This is a genomic window from Maridesulfovibrio ferrireducens, assembly GCF_900101105.1.
GTDB classification, from domain to species: domain Bacteria; phylum Desulfobacterota; class Desulfovibrionia; order Desulfovibrionales; family Desulfovibrionaceae; genus Maridesulfovibrio; species Maridesulfovibrio ferrireducens.
The window spans coordinates 195785-212163 of the sequence record NZ_FNGA01000002.1 but is presented as its reverse complement, the minus strand read 5'-3'; the positions used below and the strand labels follow the sequence as shown (position 1 = coordinate 212163).

The 16379-nt window shown below is 41.1% G+C and carries 23 protein-coding genes and 1 tRNA gene; 5 read left to right on the top strand and 19 right to left on the bottom strand.

Features of this window, described 5'->3' with window-relative positions:
* Positions 1-14 precede the first annotated feature (14 nt).
* The 10 genes from trbD to BLT41_RS05750 all read right to left on the bottom strand — a co-directional run bounded on the left by trbD (position 15) and on the right by BLT41_RS05750 (position 6401).
* On the bottom strand, positions 15-290 hold the full coding sequence (trbD, locus tag BLT41_RS05795; protein ID WP_031483918.1) for a conjugal transfer protein TrbD: 276 nt from the start codon (positions 288-290) through the stop codon (positions 15-17).
* Entirely contained in the window at positions 287-610 is a 324-nt protein-coding gene (locus BLT41_RS05790; RefSeq protein WP_092159236.1) for a TrbC/VirB2 family type IV secretion system protein, read from the bottom strand. Before BLT41_RS05790 ends, trbD begins: the two co-directional genes overlap by 4 nt.
* The gene (gene trbB, locus BLT41_RS05785; protein ID WP_244512201.1) at positions 588-1547 is read right to left on the bottom strand and encodes a P-type conjugative transfer ATPase TrbB; all 960 of its coding nucleotides are present in this window, start codon (positions 1545-1547) and stop codon (positions 588-590) included. The genes BLT41_RS05790 and trbB overlap by 23 nt, the downstream gene beginning before the upstream one ends.
* Entirely contained in the window at positions 1547-1954 is a 408-nt protein-coding gene (locus tag BLT41_RS05780) for a hypothetical protein (protein WP_092159234.1), read from the bottom strand. The genes trbB and BLT41_RS05780 overlap by 1 nt, the downstream gene beginning before the upstream one ends.
* Positions 1947-2597 (bottom strand): hypothetical protein, encoded by a 651-nt coding sequence (locus BLT41_RS05775; protein ID WP_092159233.1) that lies wholly within the window; start codon positions 2595-2597, stop codon positions 1947-1949. Before BLT41_RS05775 ends, BLT41_RS05780 begins: the two co-directional genes overlap by 8 nt.
* The gene (locus BLT41_RS05770; protein WP_092159232.1) at positions 2590-3243 is read right to left on the bottom strand and encodes a DUF1937 family protein; all 654 of its coding nucleotides are present in this window, start codon (positions 3241-3243) and stop codon (positions 2590-2592) included. The genes BLT41_RS05775 and BLT41_RS05770 overlap by 8 nt, the downstream gene beginning before the upstream one ends.
* A gap of 4 nt (positions 3244-3247) precedes the next feature.
* Positions 3248-3970, bottom strand: a complete 723-nt coding sequence (locus BLT41_RS05765) for a nucleotide-binding protein (RefSeq protein WP_092159231.1) — start codon at positions 3968-3970, stop codon at positions 3248-3250.
* A 27-nt stretch (positions 3971-3997) separates the two neighbouring features.
* Positions 3998-4591 carry a TraK family protein gene (locus tag BLT41_RS17755; protein ID WP_280141306.1) on the bottom strand — a complete coding sequence of 198 codons (594 nt, stop codon included), beginning with the start codon at positions 4589-4591 and terminating at the stop codon, positions 3998-4000.
* Positions 4562-4648: transfer RNA gene (locus tag BLT41_RS05755), tRNA-Leu, on the bottom strand. Before BLT41_RS05755 ends, BLT41_RS17755 begins: the two co-directional genes overlap by 30 nt.
* Positions 4649-4703: 55 nt before the next feature.
* Positions 4704-6401, bottom strand: coding sequence for a YcaO-like family protein (locus tag BLT41_RS05750; protein WP_092159229.1), 1698 nt, complete (start codon positions 6399-6401; stop codon positions 4704-4706).
* A gap of 117 nt (positions 6402-6518) precedes the next feature.
* On the opposite strand from BLT41_RS05750, the gene BLT41_RS05745 reads away from it, so the two are divergent.
* Positions 6519-7196, top strand: coding sequence for a TVP38/TMEM64 family protein (locus BLT41_RS05745; RefSeq protein ID WP_092159228.1), 678 nt, complete (start codon positions 6519-6521; stop codon positions 7194-7196).
* 12 nt (positions 7197-7208) lie between these two features.
* Here BLT41_RS05745 and BLT41_RS05740 read toward each other — a convergent pair whose 3' ends face one another.
* From BLT41_RS05740 to BLT41_RS05720, 5 genes are all read right to left on the bottom strand, one after another.
* Positions 7209-8432, bottom strand: a complete 1224-nt coding sequence (locus tag BLT41_RS05740) for an ABC transporter substrate-binding protein (RefSeq protein ID WP_092159227.1) — start codon at positions 8430-8432, stop codon at positions 7209-7211.
* 2 nt (positions 8433-8434) lie between these two features.
* Positions 8435-9493, bottom strand: coding sequence for a patatin-like phospholipase family protein (locus BLT41_RS05735; protein ID WP_092159222.1), 1059 nt, complete (start codon positions 9491-9493; stop codon positions 8435-8437).
* Positions 9494-9546: 53 nt separating this feature from the next.
* Positions 9547-10110: an arylesterase gene (locus BLT41_RS05730; RefSeq protein WP_092159218.1), complete on the bottom strand. Its 564-nt coding sequence runs from the start codon at positions 10108-10110 to the stop codon at positions 9547-9549.
* Between the two features lie 13 nt (positions 10111-10123).
* Positions 10124-10660 (bottom strand): hypothetical protein, encoded by a 537-nt coding sequence (locus tag BLT41_RS05725; RefSeq protein ID WP_092159216.1) that lies wholly within the window; start codon positions 10658-10660, stop codon positions 10124-10126.
* 150 nt (positions 10661-10810) lie between these two features.
* Positions 10811-11428, bottom strand: coding sequence for a recombination-associated protein RdgC (locus BLT41_RS05720; protein ID WP_092159214.1), 618 nt, complete (start codon positions 11426-11428; stop codon positions 10811-10813).
* A 243-nt stretch (positions 11429-11671) separates the two neighbouring features.
* Between BLT41_RS05720 and BLT41_RS05715 the strand changes: the two genes are divergently transcribed.
* The 3 genes from BLT41_RS05715 to BLT41_RS05705 all read left to right on the top strand — a co-directional run bounded on the left by BLT41_RS05715 (position 11672) and on the right by BLT41_RS05705 (position 12946).
* Entirely contained in the window at positions 11672-11875 is a 204-nt protein-coding gene (locus BLT41_RS05715; RefSeq protein WP_092159212.1) for a hypothetical protein, read from the top strand.
* Positions 11876-11979: 104 nt separating this feature from the next.
* Positions 11980-12357, top strand: coding sequence for a hypothetical protein (locus BLT41_RS05710; protein ID WP_092159210.1), 378 nt, complete (start codon positions 11980-11982; stop codon positions 12355-12357).
* 151 nt (positions 12358-12508) lie between these two features.
* A complete protein-coding gene (locus BLT41_RS05705; protein WP_092159208.1) occupies positions 12509-12946 on the top strand; it encodes a response regulator in 438 nt (145 codons plus the stop codon).
* A 7-nt stretch (positions 12947-12953) separates the two neighbouring features.
* On the opposite strand, the gene BLT41_RS05700 is transcribed toward BLT41_RS05705, so the two are convergent.
* Together BLT41_RS05700 and BLT41_RS05695 are read right to left on the bottom strand one after the other, a co-directional pair.
* Positions 12954-13916: a D-2-hydroxyacid dehydrogenase gene (locus BLT41_RS05700; protein WP_092159206.1), complete on the bottom strand. Its 963-nt coding sequence runs from the start codon at positions 13914-13916 to the stop codon at positions 12954-12956.
* 70 nt (positions 13917-13986) lie between these two features.
* Positions 13987-14535: a PilZ domain-containing protein gene (locus BLT41_RS05695; protein WP_092159204.1), complete on the bottom strand. Its 549-nt coding sequence runs from the start codon at positions 14533-14535 to the stop codon at positions 13987-13989.
* A gap of 221 nt (positions 14536-14756) precedes the next feature.
* Between BLT41_RS05695 and BLT41_RS17415 the strand changes: the two genes are divergently transcribed.
* On the top strand, positions 14757-14900 hold the full coding sequence (locus tag BLT41_RS17415; RefSeq protein WP_170830313.1) for a hypothetical protein: 144 nt from the start codon (positions 14757-14759) through the stop codon (positions 14898-14900).
* Positions 14901-14974: 74 nt separating this feature from the next.
* On the opposite strand, the gene BLT41_RS05690 is transcribed toward BLT41_RS17415, so the two are convergent.
* A complete protein-coding gene (locus tag BLT41_RS05690; protein ID WP_139167332.1) occupies positions 14975-15508 on the bottom strand; it encodes a hypothetical protein in 534 nt (177 codons plus the stop codon).
* Positions 15471-16358 (bottom strand): glucose-1-phosphate thymidylyltransferase RfbA, encoded by an 888-nt coding sequence (rfbA, locus tag BLT41_RS05685; protein ID WP_092159200.1) that lies wholly within the window; start codon positions 16356-16358, stop codon positions 15471-15473. The genes BLT41_RS05690 and rfbA overlap by 38 nt, the downstream gene beginning before the upstream one ends.
* Between the last annotated feature and the right edge of the window lie 21 nt (positions 16359-16379).

The window sequence follows — 16379 nt, the reverse complement described above, 5'->3', positions numbered from 1 at the left end:
TTTTATTATTCCTCTTAATTACGCCACGGAGTTGCGCGGGCAGAATAGTAATCCTGCTGTTTATGGTGCTTCCACCAGACTTTAGACATTTGCGGATCTGACTTGGCCATTTGTCTAAGTATGAAGATGGTCACCATCCAAAAAATCAGTCCTGCTAAGGCTGATAGAAGAGTAAAACCACCTATCCCGACAAGTATTGAAATTAGAGCTGAGAACATAACCAGTTCTCGCTCTGCACCCATTACCATCGAAGGTTTGTGAAGCGATCTGTGTATAGGGACTACTCTCATAGTACCGCTCCGCTGAAACTGAATAAGCCGTCTACAATTGATGAAGCGAAAGCTATGAATGCGATTCCGAATACCACTCCAAGTAACAGTCTGAATCCTCCTTGAATTTCATCTTTTTTTTGCACGAAGGTTACGCCTGTGAGACCCATGGCTGCTATTGATATCCAGCGCCCCACTGGGCCGGTAATCGTTCCGACAACAGCCTCAAAAGGACTGTCGAATTCGCTGATGGAATTGGACGCAAAAACATTTTCAGGCATCAGGATTATCAAGACCAAAGCCAGTAAAAGGAGGAGGTTATTTTTCTTCACTGTAAACATACTCCAAATTGTATTTATGGTTATGAGAGTCATAGCTTGAAACCGTGGCTATTTCTGAAACAATCCGGCCTGTTTTGGTGCGGCGGATGTAAATCAAAAAGTCCACAGCTGATCCGATCAGATTAGGCATAGGGGAAGTGCTTGCTTCTAATATTAGTTGTTCAATTCGGAGCAATCCTTCAGCCGCAGAATTTGCATGAACTGTTGCAACTCCGCCGGGATGTCCTGTGTTCCAAGATTTGAGTAAATCAAGAGCTTCTCCACCTCTTACTTCCCCAACGAGTATCCGGTCCGGGCGAAGTCTCATGGTCGCCCGAACCAAGTTTTGGATGGAGGTATGATCTGAAGAACGTAGAGATATTGTGTTATGTGAATGACTTTGCAATTCAGAAGTGTCTTCGATTATGACAAGTCGGTCATATGGAGAAATTATGGAAATGGCTTTTATGATTCCATTTACTAGCGTTGTTTTTCCAGAGCCTGTGCCGCCGACAACTACAATGTTTCTTTTGTCGGCAATGGCTTTTTTAATGGAGTTCATTGCATCAAGTGTCATGACCCCATTTTGGACATAATCTTCAAGCGGAAAAACACGGCTTGCTTTTTTACGAATAGTAAAAGAAGCAGCCTCTACAATTGGAGGGAAAATCCCTTCGAATCGGCTACCGTTAAGGGGTGATGCTTTAGGAAGTTCCCCTTCAATTATAGGGTTGTCAGCGGTCACGGTTGTTTTAAGTGCGCTGGCAACCAGTGATATGATCATGGTTGTCCGAACCTCAGGTATCTCGCCGACAACCTTCATTTCTTCGCCGAGCTTTTCGACCCAAAGTTTGCCGTCAGGGTTAACCATGATTTCGACAACATTCTCATCTTTAAGAGCTGATATGATGCTCTGCCCCATATTGTGGAGCAGGTTGTTTACAAGACGATCTTCCATCATGAACCCCACACAAGAACTGAAAGAGTTGTGGCTATTGATAGAATGAGCATTATCCCGGCGAAGAGACTCCACGTTTTGATTGTAGAGAGGAAGTTGGACATGACTTCTTGATGCTGGCCGATCTCAGCAATGCAGTTTTCAACGTTGGCTTTGACCGCCTTGCTCAACAGGATGTTTGTTGACTTACGAACTTCAGTTGCAAAAGCTTTCACATGCTCATTCATGTGTTCTTCAGCTACCGTAGTTTGTTGATTCAGCATCAATTCAAACTCATCCAGAAAGGCGCGGTGCATAGTTACGAGCATGAGAATGGGGTCGTTCTCATCAAGTAAGGTGTTATGCTTCTCAGTAATGAGATCGCGCACTTTTTGGATGGTGAGGGGGCTGTGGGTGATCTTAGGCATTTTCCAGCCTCTCGGAATCGTTCAAGCTTTTCTGAGCTTCTTCAAATTGGCTTAAGACTTCACCTATGTCGCTAGCGAGTTCAGATTCATTGAGGTCAATCTTTGCTTTCTTTAGTAATTCCAGTAAATCTGGAACCCTTGGTAAATTTTTTTTCCAGCGCAGAGGGTAACTAGGATAATTCTCTGAAAAATCTCCAGCCCCGTGGTCTATAAGATAACTAAGTTTTTTACAAAAATACTTTGCTTCTTTTTCTATAGCGATATTAGAAAATAAATGGTCGTATTCTTGAGCTGTTGCAGAATAAAACTTCTCTACTTTACTAATCTCTTGAGTATTCTCGTCCTGTGAGAAATCAAAAATATCCATATATGTTGTACTAAAAAGCACAGATCCTAATTGAAGAAATTCTTGGAGATAATTTTTGCCTTCCCCCTCACATCCTCGTTCAAGAGTTCCCCAGAAGTTAATAGCTTCTTCTTTAGTTGCGGCACTTGGCCCTTGTGCTGCACAATTAAGGCACTGCACGTAATACTTCGTACTATTATAATGGTTTATAGATATATCTTTCTTTAGGAGGTGGAGGTGTTTATCTTCAAAAGCTCCGCACCATGGGCATTCAAGCAAGGAGGAGATATCAGTCATTGTTCTCTTCCTTTTTTTTGCAAAAATCGAAGCTTCTATCCCTTTTTTCTTGGCAACGGTTTTCAAGCCAAGTGACAAATAATTCTCGTTCGTAAACAATTTTACCGCCAACCCTTCTATACTCTGGCCCGTCTCCTGCTGAATCTAAATTTGACATGTAGCCAACGCTGAAAAGAGTTCCAATAAATTGGGGTAAGTCTATGCGCGAAAAAACAGGAGGAAGTTCATTTAGTAGGGTGCTGAAAAATGGATCGTGAACTTTTTGTTCTTCGATCTTTAAAGAGGATAAGAGCCTTTTGACTGGTTCAGGGTCATAATACGAGATCTGTTTATTCTTACAACGTGCAGTCGCAAGTTCTTCTATTACTCCTTGAGATTCTTCCCAGCCATCAAGTTTTAGAACCCACAGCTCATCCGCCCAATCAAGGAAATCTGCATTAAGACGTTTCCAGCAGCTACAGGCTATAGGATTTCCTGCGCTTTTTACTCCATGGGAGTGGGATATTGGAGAATAAACAAGGTGGCCACTTTGAAGGATTAGCTTCGTTGCTACATTGGCCATTTCGTAGCGGAACTTACTTACCAGCACCTTGGGACTGGTATACGGGCATGCAAGATAAATCTTGAGGGGGTTTAGTTTTGGCATTGCTTTAAACCCCGCACTGTTGGAGTTCAGCTCTGATTTCACGCCACATCATATGCAGACGCTGTTTCATCATGAGCGGAGTTTCACCTTGAATGGCTTCCTGAAATGACAGGCGGGACGAAAGGAGATTTTCTAAGTCTTTCCCGAAGGTTTCTTTTTTCTTCTGCGGAAGTTTTATGAGAGCAGCAAAACGCTGAATGTTGTTTTGATATATTTTGAATTCTTCAAAGCTTTTACCTTCGTTGCTGATTTGACCGAAATAACCATTCAGCCACACGTAAATAGGGATATCTTGGAAAGCATTGAGTAATGAGTTTAATCCGCTCAGTGTGTCTGGAAGAGCCTGTCCGCCGGTGATGACACTGTGAAGATAGATAGAATGGCCACGGCCTTTAAGCAGGTCGAAAACTTCGTTTTCAGCAAGGTAACTAGCCAGAGGAACAAAAGTGGCCGCACCGTTATCTATAACCATATGAGAATTGTCAGGAAGCTCAGCCATCATTTCTGAAAGCTTGTCAAAGCTTCTAGGATCAATGTCGTCTTCTTTCATTATATCAAGAGCAGTTACATTGAATCTCTTGTAGCCGGCGAAAGTTGCATTGACAGGATCTGTATCTACGCAGAAGACTTCTTTTTCATCTTCAAGCAGGTGCTGGGCAATAATGCTTGCAATGAGGCTTTTGCCTACGCCGCCTTTGCCTTGTAAAATCATGTGAATAGTCGCCATGTTAACTCCTGAAAATGGTTTTATTGTTTATGTGAGATCTTTAATTTTTTCGTTTGAAGGATTTTTTTCATGCGAAAATTTTTGGCTTTGTTCTAATTGAACAGAGCTATTTATCTTCGCTGGAAGTGACGCGGCTGATAAAATTGGAGAAGGTTTTAAACCTTGTTTTTTTTGCAGGCAGTGGGAGCTGTAACGATTCACATAGTGGCAGAATCTTTTATAGCTGAAGGTTATTTTACCTTGGTCGGCATAGTGATTGTGGATTGCAATCCGTGTATGTCCAGCGATAAGGTTTGATTCTATATCTGCTTTAAGGCTTAGATATTGAACTCGTCCTATGCCGTTCTTGGAAGGAGTTATCTTAGAGATCATGTCGCTTCTCTTTGTTTTATTAATGAAAGAAATGTATGTAGATGGTGAAATGTGTCGTTGAACGCACGAAAAGAGTGCGGCAGTTAGGGCTGTCGCAGTTGTTTGGAAAGGTGTTTTATTGGAAATAGGTGGGACAGGAGTGGGACAAATCAGAAAAATGGCATAAAAAAAGGGTCCACAAGCAATCGTTAAATTGCATGTAAACCCTTGATTTAACCGTGGTACCCAGAGCGGGACTTGAACCCGCACAAGCCGAAGCTCGAGGGATTTTAAGTCCCTTGCGTCTACCAATTCCGCCATCCGGGCACGGAGTAAAGTTATCTATACTGAGTCTGTTAACTAGTCAAGAAACAATAGCTTATTACAGTACTTTTTTTATTTCAAGGTAGTTTTTGAAAAGTCTCGGGCTGATGCGCGAGAATTTATCCATGTCTGAAACAATTTCTAAGCCCGGTATAATTGCGCGGGTTACGGGGATTCCTAGATCTTTACGGGTCAGATCCACGTAGATTGGATAGTAATTGTTTTTAGTAAGGAGCGTTTCAAGCACCATCACATCACCCTCAGTGCTTCCTGTAGACAGGTCTGGAAGGTCTTCCAGCTTGCGGATTGGCAATCCTTCGGGACATGGCGAGGTTGCGGGGCCGGGGAAGGGGTACGGAACTTCTGTCAGAGCTGAAAGGAGTGCCCTTTTGCCATTCAGATTACATCCGCCGCCTTTGTTGATGTCGCCTCGTGTGCCGACAGCAAATGCGCGGTAGCAGGGAACTCCGAGCTCGGAAGTCATATCTTGAAACCAGACATGAATTCCTGAATCTTCCAAATCAGCTAGATGCTTTTTGATTTCGGCATTATCACTTTCAATTCTGAAACATTTTTCTTTGTCAAAAAGGACTGTTGAGTCTGAATCGCGCTCGAGCACTTCGAGAAGTCCGCTGAGCTGTGCTTCGGCAAAGGTGTTGCCTGAGGCCAGCCCTGTGGAACTAAGGCCACTGAACAAGTTTTGCTCATCAAGGTTGCAAAAGAGAAATACGTGCTGCACTGGAATCAAAACCTGTTCGTATTCCGTGCCGTTGAATCTGTCCGCTTCCATCCACCAGAGAGATTGTCCTTCGTAAGGATATTCCAGAGATAAAGTGGAAGGATCAAGAGCGTTGCAGTCTTTTGATACCTCTTCGTAAGTTCCTTTAACAATTGGATAAGGATCAACTCTGTTAAGAATTCCGGCTTTGCCTATGCTTCCGTAGGAGCTTACTCTTTCTACAACTTCCATGGCGCAGGAAACCTGCGCGTCGATAAGAGAGAAACCGCGACCGTAACTGGTTTGAATTGCATCCAGTGAGTTTGATAATGAGCCGTTATCGGTTTTTGTTTTAATCTGCCAATGTTGAAGTACCGCCGCAGGGCTTAGGCATCCTTTCTGGCGCATTTGCTTGCCAAGGAAAACATCTAAGGCTTCAAGCTGCTTCATTGCGTGAGTTGTTACTTCGATTATAGGGGCGCGTTCTTTCGCTGGAGGTAGTTTCCCCTCTTTTTCAAGTGAAGCTCTGACCGTGGAGGCGTCTATTGATGCTTTAATCGGTAGTTCTTCGTTCTTGTATAAAAGAGGGAGTCCGGTTTCTTCGGGGCTTGGCAGATCTTCGTGCTCTTCCATGTTTGCAGATAAAACCAAAGTCCATTGATTGTGCAATGGTTGATCCGCTAAGAGGTGAGAGCGAAGGTGCAGTGTCGGAGTGATATCTTTAAGTTCTTGCGCGTCGAAATCTTTTTCAATCTGTTCTTTTAATGAAACCAGCTTCGGGTGCGTGAGGCAGGCTTCATAAATCAGTGCAGCGAGCACTTTTTTATTAGGATCTCCCTTTATTTCGGTGATTAATTTTTCGATTTTGCGTGTGCGGTGTTTGCCGAGCATGTCGAGCATATGGTTATGCATAAATTCGTCATATGGGTGTTCTTCCAGATGATTTAATACATCTGAAAAACTTAAGTTCGGTACAGGGAACGCCGCGAAGCAGCCAGTTCCTGAAAGAGTATCCATAAGTTTAAGCTGGTAACGCATATATTTCCTTGGTTTTGCTGAAAAACAGCATCTCATGTTGATAATTAAATATGTAACCGCTATTCTGTTCGGATCGAGATGTTAGGATATTTAAGCCCGCAAGTGAAGTAGGTAAATATGGTTAAACGTGATTGGTTAAAAAGTAGAATTTTTTGGCATGGAGTTATAGTCGTACTGGTGGTGGGAGTTTTGTCTCTTGGAGCTGAAAAATATGGAGAAGGGCACCTTAGTTCTCTTGTTAATTGGGTCGAAGCCAGTGGTAATTTTGCTCCGGTAATTTTTGTTTTGATAAATGTGTTCGGACTGGCGTTTGTTGTTCCGCAGACTTTGTTCACCGTTGTTGCTGGGGTGCTTTTCGGAACGGTTAAAGGAGCGCTCTTGAGTCTTGCTGGAATGGGGGCCGGTTCTGCATTGGCGTTTCTGCTTGGGCGTTTTGTTTTCAGGAAAACTATTTTACAGAAATTCGGTTCAAATACATATTTTATAGATCTGGAAAAGCTCAGTAAGAGTCACCCTCTGAAAGTATTGGCCTTAAGCCGGATTGTGCCTGTAGTGCCTTATTCAATGGCCAATTATCTTTGGTCTGTAACAGGCGTGAGGTTTATTCCGTTTTTGGTTATGAGCGTATTTTGTCTTATACCTGAAACGGTATTTTTAACTGCGGGCGGCCATCTGCTTAAGGCAGGGGTAACGAAAGGAACCGTCAACTTAGAATTGGTTGCTGTTTTAATCGGTGCCGGAGCAGTTATTTTCTTTCTTGCAAAGGCTGTTCAGAAAAGTCTGAAAGAATCTTGATAAGTTTAAATATTATTGCATTTCGGCCGCTAAAGAAATTTGCCCTGCGTCAGATTGAATAATGTAGAGTGGTTTTTCTACACTTCCGTTTTTAAAAGATATCTCACCTGAAACGCCTTTGAATTTATTAACAGCTGGAAGGTTGGTCCTTATGTTTACGGAAGGATTTCCTGTTGTTCCGGCTGCATGCGCGAGCAGAAGAATAGAGTCAAAACCGAGAGCAGCATAACCTGTTTGCGGTTGTTCACCGAATAACTCCGTATAAGCTTTTACAAATAGTTTAACGAGATTGTTTTCACGGGTGAGGCTTGCCTGTGATGCAAAAATAATATTTCCAGACCATGAGGCAATGGGCTTTTTCATGGCTACCATGTCAAAGCTTGTTCCGCCGACAATGTTGTAAGCCATTTCTTTTTCTTTCATGAGACTTAGCAATTTAGCGCTGACTTTTGCCGAAGCGAAAATTACGACAGCTTCAATTTCCTGAATTTCAGGAGGAGGCGTGCGTTTTTGGGTAATAATTGCCGCGCCTTCATCTATATAATTGCTGACCCCCATAGCATCCTCCGTCTTTTTGCTGTCTGACTGCGGTAGGGGTGCTAGTGCTTCAATGGCCTTCATGATGTATGATAAATCAGGGTCCGGTTCTGTTATGCGCATTTCTGAAAGGATAGTTCCGCCTTTTGTTTTGAAATTAGCGGAGAAGCTTTCAGCCTGTTTTGCTGTCGAGTCATTCATATCTGATCGGATTAGAAAAATATTTTCAGCTTCAAGTGTTGCAAAAGTGTATTTTGCTAAGTCTGTGCCGATTTTACTGTCTGACACAGCCAATGTGAAAGTTTCAGGTGTTTCGGGAGTGGTCAGGCCGCTGAGCTGCGCCCCTGTGCACAGGAAAGGAAGTTGTGCCGCCTGAAAAACTGGCGCTGCCGAGAGTGCTGCGTTTTCTGAAATAATGCCCGTTGCGGCCGTAATTCCTTTTGTTGCAGTCAATTTATGGACGGCTCGAATTATTTCCAGAGGTTCGTTTGTGCTTGATTCGCACTCAAGTTTAATTTTAAAATTTTGGTTTGAATCATTGAATTTTTTAACGGCAAGTATAGCTCCGTTCATAGTCTCCTGCGCGGTAAGGGCATTTTCCCCTTTTGTTTCGAAAATCGTACCTAATATTAATTCTTGTGCTGAAACAGTTGAATAAAATGAAAATAGAAGGGCAATCGTCAATAGTAGAATTCTCATGATCACGCTCCTGTTCTTTCTTTATTGCTTTTAACTATCTTGATTTTACGTTTTACTGTTTCTTGATTCTTTGGTTCGTTTTTAGGAGCTGGAGATCCTAGTGTTCCTGATGTTTTATTTTTATCTTCTTTCTTTCTTTGCAGTTCTTCTTTTTTGAGTTCAACTTTCTTTTTAAACTCAAAAACAGCCTCTTTAAAATTCCCCTTTTTAGCTGTAAGCGCAACTTTTCCGGCATGGACAATCTCAGTAATCTTCTTGATTTCCCACATTTCAATTGGGCGAGGGTGCCTTATATAAATCGGTATTATTTCATGATGGTGCATGTCGATGGAAAGCGGTAATTGGCTGGTGAGAATAGATCTTCTGAAAATTCTTGATGAATTAAAGTAGCTTTCAATAAAATTTTCAGGTTCCGGATTGCACGCGTCATCAAAGTATATGGCAATGATGATATCAATGTGTCGTTTCACACATTCCATTATCGGCATGGGAGATGAGAATGCTCCGTCAATTAATTTTTTGCCGTCAATATTTGCAGGGGGCATCAATGGATACACAGCGCTGCTTGCATAGATAGCCTGCGCAAGGTTTCCTTTTTCAAGGATTACAGGCAGTCCGGTGGTAAGGTCTGTGGTGGTGATCAGGGTTTTAGGTTTGAGGTCAGAAATGTCCATATTCTTAAACAGAGTTTCATATGTCTTGCGAAGGGAATCTGTTTTTAGAATGCCTGATTCTGCTGAAAATTTACCCTGACCGATATCAGCTATATCCATGACGGATTTATGGTTAATTTCTCTGAAAAAGCGTGGATCTACTGCTTTAGAGAAAATGTCTTGAATTTGTGTAAGATTATATCCTGCCCCTAGAAAGGCAGCCAGAAGAGCTCCGCCGCTTACTCCAATTACGAGATCAACTTTAATATTTTCTTTTTGCAAGTACTCGATAAACGGCAATGCACAGAAAGATTTAATGCCCTCGGAACCAATAATCAGAGCAATTGAAGGTCTCTCAATTGCTTTTGCAGGTTTTTCCTGAGGTTCTGGATTTGTGTTTTCTTCCATCAGTTCTCCATTTCTTTGTAAAAAGATAACTTTCTTGGAAGAAAATTACAATATTAAGCAATCAGTTCTTCATAGAAGGATTTGAATAGGGGGAAAATGTTTTCAGTCATTATGGCAACCCCTTCATTGTTAGGGTGGATGCCGTCAGTCTGATAATATTCCGGGTTTTCGCCTATTCCTTTCATGAGGTTTGCGTAAAGAGGAATGTTATATTTTTGTGCGATATCTGAAAAGATTGAGTTGAAAGCTAAAGCATATGATTGAGGGGTGAAATTCATGGGCTTGAAGCCTAGCAGGATCACAGGGATACGTGCTTCCTGAAAGGCTTCAACCATTGCAACAATATTAATCTTAACCTGTTCTGGATCGGCAAGTTGAAAGCAGTCGTTTGCTCCGAATTCAATGTAGGCAGCATCCGGTTTGCTTTCAATAACATCCACAAGTCGTGACAGGCCGTCGGCGGAGGTGTCGCCGGAAATTCCGTAGTTAGAAATTTCCAAATTGCAGCCTTCCTCAAGCAGTTTTCTTTCCAGTTGTGCTGGAAAAGAACTGTATGCGGGGAGACCATACCCTTCAGTCAGGCTGTCACCGAATGCGGCTAATGTTATCCGGGCCATTATATTTTCTCTTTTATTTTTCTTCGTCGTTACGAAGCCAGTGGCGGAATTTTGCGACTTCATCCTGCCAATTATTGGAAATTCTGATTTTTATGAACTCCATGTAAACACAGTCCAGCAAAGAAAGACTTTTTTCGATCAGGAATATTTTTTCAAGGAATTTAGAATCAGGATCATCTCCCTCTTCATCCTTCATTTCGACTTTTGGGGTTTTAAGACCGCTTAAGGCAAAATCTTCTGCTTTGATTTGCACTTGCCATGCGTTTTCGTCAACTTCCATTCTCAACTGGGCACGGGTAACTTTTTTACCTGTTTTCAACCCCATCAGAACTTCAGTCATATCTCCGCTTGAGGAGTTGACCGTGGCAGTATCGATATTTTCGCCTTCTCCGCCCTGAACAGACATGCGCTGTTCCATGAAAAGCAGGAAGCGTTCACCGTTTTCGAGTTCGAAAAGACCGTCGCGAATTTCACTTTTATACCAGAGCCATGTCAGGAAGTCCTGACCCAGCAGGGTGTTTTCCCTTTCTGCAAGAAGTAACAGGTCCATAAAATTATCCTTATTTTTGTACTGTCCAGGCTGATCAAAAAGCGTCAGATGTTAGGCGCAAGTAAATATCAAGGTTGAAACGTATTCCTGATACGTGAAAGTTTGATATTTACGCAGCAACGCGGCAAATGGCATTTTTTCATCAGTCTGCTAGCCTACGAAGTATGTTGGGTCCAGTGATTCAAGTTTCTGCGCTGCGTCTTCTCCGAGCATATCCATTGCCAGAAAGAAAGGAGTCAGCGGTTCGAGAGTCAGTTCGAAGGTGTCAGTGAAGTATTCTTCAAACATGTCCAAGACTTTTGAGTTTGAACAGGCAAAATACAATCTGTTATCAGGCACGTTCCATACTGCGTCGAAAATGGCCGGAATAGGAAGACTGCGAGCGCGTATTTTTAATGTTACCTGCTCTTTTAATTCACGTTTTCTATCACGTGATATGAAATTTTTGCCTTCTTTTTTTGCTTCTTCAAGCTCGTGATTAAGGGCTATCTGTAAGTGTTTTTTCAGTACGGCAGGTTGAATTCTGCGCGTGTCGAGCCGAAGTGAAAAAGTATAATATTGTCCTTTTTCAGGAGGAGAAATGCTCCATTTATCATCAAGCATATCATCCATATTCACCCAGCCGAAAGATCTTTCTTCAGCGGTGTGGTCAATATCTTTAAAAGCGTATTTTACTAAAAGATTCGGAATAGATCTGATCAGATCATCCTCAACTTCTTCTACAATTCTATAGCGGGTAAGTCCGACACTGGCGGAAAGTATTGGCAAAACAGACTCCTTGAACCGGTGGCGATTTGAAATAATTCATACCGGATTTATTTTATAGCGCATGACGCACTGTCGACAGTCATGGGTAAAATCATTCGTTTCAGATGTAAAGCGAAAGAATAACAGACTGTGTCAATATGGCATATTTGGTGCATAATATATTTTAGTAAGATGTTTGTAAATCAGGTCACAATTCAGGAGGATTCAGTCAGTTTAAGGCTGATTTAAGAGTAGGAGGTCATTATGACACTCTGGAGAGTTCAAACGGAAGGCGATTTTATTGTTATGGGGAACCAGCGGAGAAAGAAGCTTACTTCGAACGGTTGCAATGAACCTTTTAAGGGGAGGTTCTGGTGTCCCCGCAAAAAATGGTTTATGAATAGCCCTTGTCCTTTCGTCAATAAGCAGGAGTGCGGTAATTACAGGCAGATATGCGGTGCGTTGTAATTACAACGGGTTGTTTTAAATAACTCTCTTAAGTTTATACTTACTTGATTTTGATTTTTAGAATATTTAATGTATGTAATCAAAATCGAAATAAGGGAGAGGTTATGCCTGTGAATTCATACGAAGTTATAGCAAACTGGCTTGATGCTGAGGCTGCACAAGTTAGAGATATTGAAAAACGCGCAAGTTCCGCATTGTACGATGATAAAGATGAACATCTGTATAGAGAACTTATGCGTCAAAAAGCCATACTTCTTGCCTCTCTTGCTGATAACTTCGCCAGCTTAGATGAACCTTTGAGTGCTGAGGAAAGAACAGTTGTGCAGGAGCGAGTGGGCCGTTTTTCTCTTTCAGCTTCTAAAGCTCTTGAGATAGGGAGTGTTTTTTTTATGTCCGCTCTGTTGTATCCTGATGATCACAAAGACGGTGACAAGAATGATTTGGAAAGTTTTGCTGAAAAAGTTCGCAACATGTCACAATAATTTGATTTTATGAATAAATCGACTTGTCTTATTATTTATATAAAAAGGTTGTGGATATTGTAAACGTGGTATATCTATTCCTCCGGGGTATATGGGAGGAACAGACTTCTGGATAGTTTGTCTGTTTTTTGACGTTTAAAAAGGTATATTAATGCTTTCTGCAGATCAAAATAATATCACAGCTTACGACAGTAAAAGTGTATCAGGCAAAGTTTTAAAAATTTTGTTAGCGGAAGACTGTGAAAACAATGTATTGTTAGTCCAATTATATCTTAAGAAATTTCCATATTCGATTGATGTTGCGGAGAATGGTGAAATGGCTTTTGAGATGTATAAAAAGAATCGTTACGACTTGGTTCTTATGGATATCGAAATGCCTTTTACCGACGGATATCAAGCAACTACCAGCATTCGTCATTATGAAAATGATAATGGCCTTGCAAGCACTCCGATTATTGCCGTTACAGCACATGCTTTGTGCGAAAACCGGGATAAGGCATATGATGTCGGATGTGATTATTTTATGACCAAACCCGTTAGAAAAGCTGATTTAATCAGCGCTATTCAAAAATTCACAGAAGATCAGTAGTATTGAATTAAAAATTGTTTACTACGTTAACGGGGTTTCCTTTAATAAAGGATTCCACGTTTTTGACTGTGCTTTTTGTCAGTCTGGTGCGCGCTTCGAGCGTAGCCCACGCAATGTGGGGTGTTATGATGATGTTCGGTGCGTCAAGCAATGGATTGTTCGGCTGTATTGGTTCTTTATCCACAACATCAAGAGCCGCGCCGCCTATGGTTCCAGTCTTCAAGGCTTCGGCAAGATCTTCCTCATTTATAAGCTGTCCACGAGCTGTATTGATGAGAATCGCATTTTTTTTCATTGATTGCAGGATTGAACGATTGATGAATTTTTCATTTTCAACTGTAAGTGGACAATGAAGTGATATTACATCGGACTCACGCATGAGTTCTTCAAGCCCTGAAAATTTAAACGGTAAATAGTCTGGCTTTTGTTTAGGGCGCGGAGCATAGGCAATCACTTCCATGCCGAATGCATTCGCGAGAGCCGCTACTTTACTTCCTATATCACCGAATCCTACTACTCCCAGCTTTTTCCCCTGAAGTTCGAACAAGGGGGCTTTCCAGAAGCAAAAATCTTCCTGAGAAGACCATTCGCCGTTTTTAACCGCTTTGTCGTGCAGGCTCACCTGATTGGAAAAGTTTAGCAAGAGAGCGAAAACATGTTGTGCTACTGACGGTGGCGAATAGCCCGGAACATTTGAAACAATGATTTCATTTTTAGTAGCGGCTGAGATGTCTATAGTATTATATCCGGTGGCCAGAACTGATATGAATTTTAAGTTAGGCAGAGAATTGATTATTTGTTCAGTGAGGATGTTTTTGTTGGTGAAGATTATTTCCGCATCCATGCACCGCTCGAGGATTTTTGATTGCGGTGTGCGATCATATACGGATAGTTCACCAAGTTTTTCCAGCTCAGACCAAGGATTATCTCCGGGATTGACCGTATATCCATCAAGAATAACCATGCGCATAAAAAAGTCCTTTTGATTTGTTCAACTATTGAAATGATAGTTCTTTTTCGTCATATAAAACAAAAAAGTATTAAAGTTCAATTTTTTTGGTAGGTGTCTTTTTTGATCCGCGTTTTGCCTGATTTTTGGCAACTTTTATGATTTCATTTTCTGTTTCATCATCAGTTTTTTTGCCCAATTTTGTGCATTTAATGGCTCTTTTTTGAGCTGCAACAACAATTTTACTGACAACTTTATCTTGATTTTTGTCTAATTCGTGAAATTCACAACCGACAAGCTTTTCTTTACGTCTGACAACTTTTAATTTTAAATCTTTAAGAATAGGTTTTCCAGACCACAGCAAAACTGATTCGATTATTTCTCCGACTGGAAATTCTTTTGAGCTGGTAAATCCGATGCCGTTTGCACTGATATCATTGATGCGGCATTTAACTCTCGGATCGCGACAGACTATTTGCATGTTATTTACATGTATTCTGAAAGCCGCACGCGCACTTGGCGAATCTGTTTTACCTTTAAAGGAAATGTCGAATGGTTCGGATTCTTTTCTTCCGAGCATTCTGTTAAGTTTGTCCTTTAGTCGGTCCACGATTCCGGATTCATTGTCTTCGCTTGCCATTGGATCCTCTGCAGTAGAAAAACTTGAATAAATAGTAGCAATTTATCGTATTTTGAAAAATACTAATTAACCAATTGGTTATTTTAAAGTTATTTTATATGTATGTTGTCGTTTGTCAATAATTATACTGAAACTAGATCTTGACATTATAATAAATAGCAGTGATGAATATCTAACATTTTTTTGTCATTAATTGGGCTTAATAATTGGAGGTACATGCAATGGTTGGTGAATTGATTAGTAATATGGGGCATAGCAGTACAGCTGGCTTTGTTGGCGTTTCTCTTATCTTTGTCTATTTTGCTTGGATTCTTGTTATGGCTTTTTATAGAATCGAACAGGGTAAAAATGAGAGTCATCACTAGAAAATAAATTTCAAAGAAGAACTTTGTTTTTCTTTATTTTTTCATAAAAAAAGGCGCGTTTATCGCGCCTTTTTTTATTTTAGTTCTTTTTTAATCAGTTTTAATTGTTTTAAAACGATGTTTAATTGTGCCTCGAGTATATAAGCTAGGTCTTTCAGTTTTTGATCATTCGCTTTAACGATTATATCATGAACGAAATTTTTCCTGCGTAGAAAATCGTTATATGCATATCCGCTTTTTTCTTTCAGAACGGTTGTTTCTTTGCTTTGAAATTCTTTTTCACGCTTAACAATATTTACAACAGAATAAAGCGAGTTCAGACTATGAACTTGTATTCGGCTTGTTTGGCACAAATTTGCTAAATCCTGCAGTGCGTACGCACGGTCGGGCTGAGCGTCTGATCCGGCTATCTTGTCGAGATTTGCGCCGATTTTTTTCAATGCAGCCTCTACTTCGGACAAATTTCTGAAGTATTGAGTCAGGTTGGTTTTTTGTGATGTACCTGAATCGTTGCATTTTGCAGAAATAGGAATGCAAATAATTGATGCTAAAATTAATATTATAAAAAAGTTACGCAATGCCTTTCTCCTTAGCTTCATTATATACATCCATAAGGTATTTTCCGTAATCATTTTTCAGCATATCTGCGGCCAGAGCTTTAAGTTCTTCGGCTCCAATGTATCCCATTCCGAAAGCGATTTCTTCTAGGCAGGCTAAAAGAAATCCTTGTCTTTCCTGAATTGCTTCAACGTATGCTGCGGCTCTAAGCAGAGACGCGTGCGTTCCCATGTCCAGCCATGCGTAACCGCGTCCAAGCAGTTCAACATTAAGCAGATCTTGTTTCAAATATTCTTTATTAATATCTGTTATTTCAAGTTCTCCGCGATGTGAGGGGGCTATCTTTTTAGCAATTTCAATGACGGAGTTGTCATAGAAATAAAGTCCGGTAACCGCAAATTTTGATTTAGGGTTTTCCGGTTTTTCTTCAATACTGATTACAGATTGCTTCTTATCAAATTCGACGACACCGTAGCGTCTCGGATCTTTTACCGCATAAGCAAAGATAGTTCCGCCTTTTTTTAATTTCGACGCTTTTTGCAGTATATGCGGGAGGTCGTGCCCGTAGAAGATATTGTCTCCAAGTATCAGGCTTACGCTGTCTTTCCCTATAAATTCTTCACCGATTATGAATGCTTGAGCAAGACCTTCCGGTTTTGGTTGGACTTTGTAAGATATGTTGATACCAAGTCTAGACCCGTTGCCGAGTAGATCTTCAAATCTATGTAGATCTTCTGGGGTGGAAATTATAAGAATGTCTCGTATTCCCGACATCATATGTATAGACAGCGGGTAGTAGATCATGGGTTTGTCATAAACAGGCAGGAGCTGTTTGCTTACTACGCGGGTCAAAGGATAAAGCCGTGTACCTGAGCCGCCCGCTAGGATAATACCTTTCATAATACTGAAACCCTCCTGATC

What these genes read in the sequence shown, in the direction of transcription:
- trbD (WP_031483918.1), bottom strand. Translation starts at nt 290, where the DNA reads ATGAGAGTAGTCCCTATACACAGATCGCTTCACAAACCTTCGATGGTA.
- BLT41_RS05790 (WP_092159236.1), bottom strand. Translation starts at nt 610, where the DNA reads ATGTTTACAGTGAAGAAAAATAACCTCCTCCTTTTACTGGCTTTGGTC.
- trbB (WP_244512201.1), bottom strand. Translation starts at nt 1,547, where the DNA reads ATGGAAGATCGTCTTGTAAACAACCTGCTCCACAATATGGGGCAGAGC.
- BLT41_RS05780 (WP_092159234.1), bottom strand. Translation starts at nt 1,954, where the DNA reads ATGCCTAAGATCACCCACAGCCCCCTCACCATCCAAAAAGTGCGCGAT.
- BLT41_RS05775 (WP_092159233.1), bottom strand. Translation starts at nt 2,597, where the DNA reads ATGACTGATATCTCCTCCTTGCTTGAATGCCCATGGTGCGGAGCTTTT.
- BLT41_RS05770 (WP_092159232.1), bottom strand. Translation starts at nt 3,243, where the DNA reads ATGCCAAAACTAAACCCCCTCAAGATTTATCTTGCATGCCCGTATACC.
- BLT41_RS05765 (WP_092159231.1), bottom strand. Translation starts at nt 3,970, where the DNA reads ATGGCGACTATTCACATGATTTTACAAGGCAAAGGCGGCGTAGGCAAA.
- BLT41_RS05750 (WP_092159229.1), bottom strand. Translation starts at nt 6,401, where the DNA reads ATGCGTTACCAGCTTAAACTTATGGATACTCTTTCAGGAACTGGCTGC.
- BLT41_RS05745 (WP_092159228.1), top strand. Translation starts at nt 6,519, where the DNA reads ATGGTTAAACGTGATTGGTTAAAAAGTAGAATTTTTTGGCATGGAGTT.
- BLT41_RS05740 (WP_092159227.1), bottom strand. Translation starts at nt 8,432, where the DNA reads ATGAGAATTCTACTATTGACGATTGCCCTTCTATTTTCATTTTATTCA.
- BLT41_RS05735 (WP_092159222.1), bottom strand. Translation starts at nt 9,493, where the DNA reads ATGGAAGAAAACACAAATCCAGAACCTCAGGAAAAACCTGCAAAAGCA.
- BLT41_RS05730 (WP_092159218.1), bottom strand. Translation starts at nt 10,110, where the DNA reads ATGGCCCGGATAACATTAGCCGCATTCGGTGACAGCCTGACTGAAGGG.
- BLT41_RS05725 (WP_092159216.1), bottom strand. Translation starts at nt 10,660, where the DNA reads ATGGACCTGTTACTTCTTGCAGAAAGGGAAAACACCCTGCTGGGTCAG.
- BLT41_RS05715 (WP_092159212.1), top strand. Translation starts at nt 11,672, where the DNA reads ATGACACTCTGGAGAGTTCAAACGGAAGGCGATTTTATTGTTATGGGG.
- BLT41_RS05710 (WP_092159210.1), top strand. Translation starts at nt 11,980, where the DNA reads ATGCCTGTGAATTCATACGAAGTTATAGCAAACTGGCTTGATGCTGAG.
- BLT41_RS05705 (WP_092159208.1), top strand. Translation starts at nt 12,509, where the DNA reads ATGCTTTCTGCAGATCAAAATAATATCACAGCTTACGACAGTAAAAGT.
- BLT41_RS05700 (WP_092159206.1), bottom strand. Translation starts at nt 13,916, where the DNA reads ATGCGCATGGTTATTCTTGATGGATATACGGTCAATCCCGGAGATAAT.
- BLT41_RS05695 (WP_092159204.1), bottom strand. Translation starts at nt 14,535, where the DNA reads ATGGCAAGCGAAGACAATGAATCCGGAATCGTGGACCGACTAAAGGAC.
- BLT41_RS17415 (WP_170830313.1), top strand. Translation starts at nt 14,757, where the DNA reads ATGGTTGGTGAATTGATTAGTAATATGGGGCATAGCAGTACAGCTGGC.
- BLT41_RS05690 (WP_139167332.1), bottom strand. Translation starts at nt 15,508, where the DNA reads ATGTATATAATGAAGCTAAGGAGAAAGGCATTGCGTAACTTTTTTATA.
- rfbA (WP_092159200.1), bottom strand. Translation starts at nt 16,358, where the DNA reads ATGAAAGGTATTATCCTAGCGGGCGGCTCAGGTACACGGCTTTATCCT.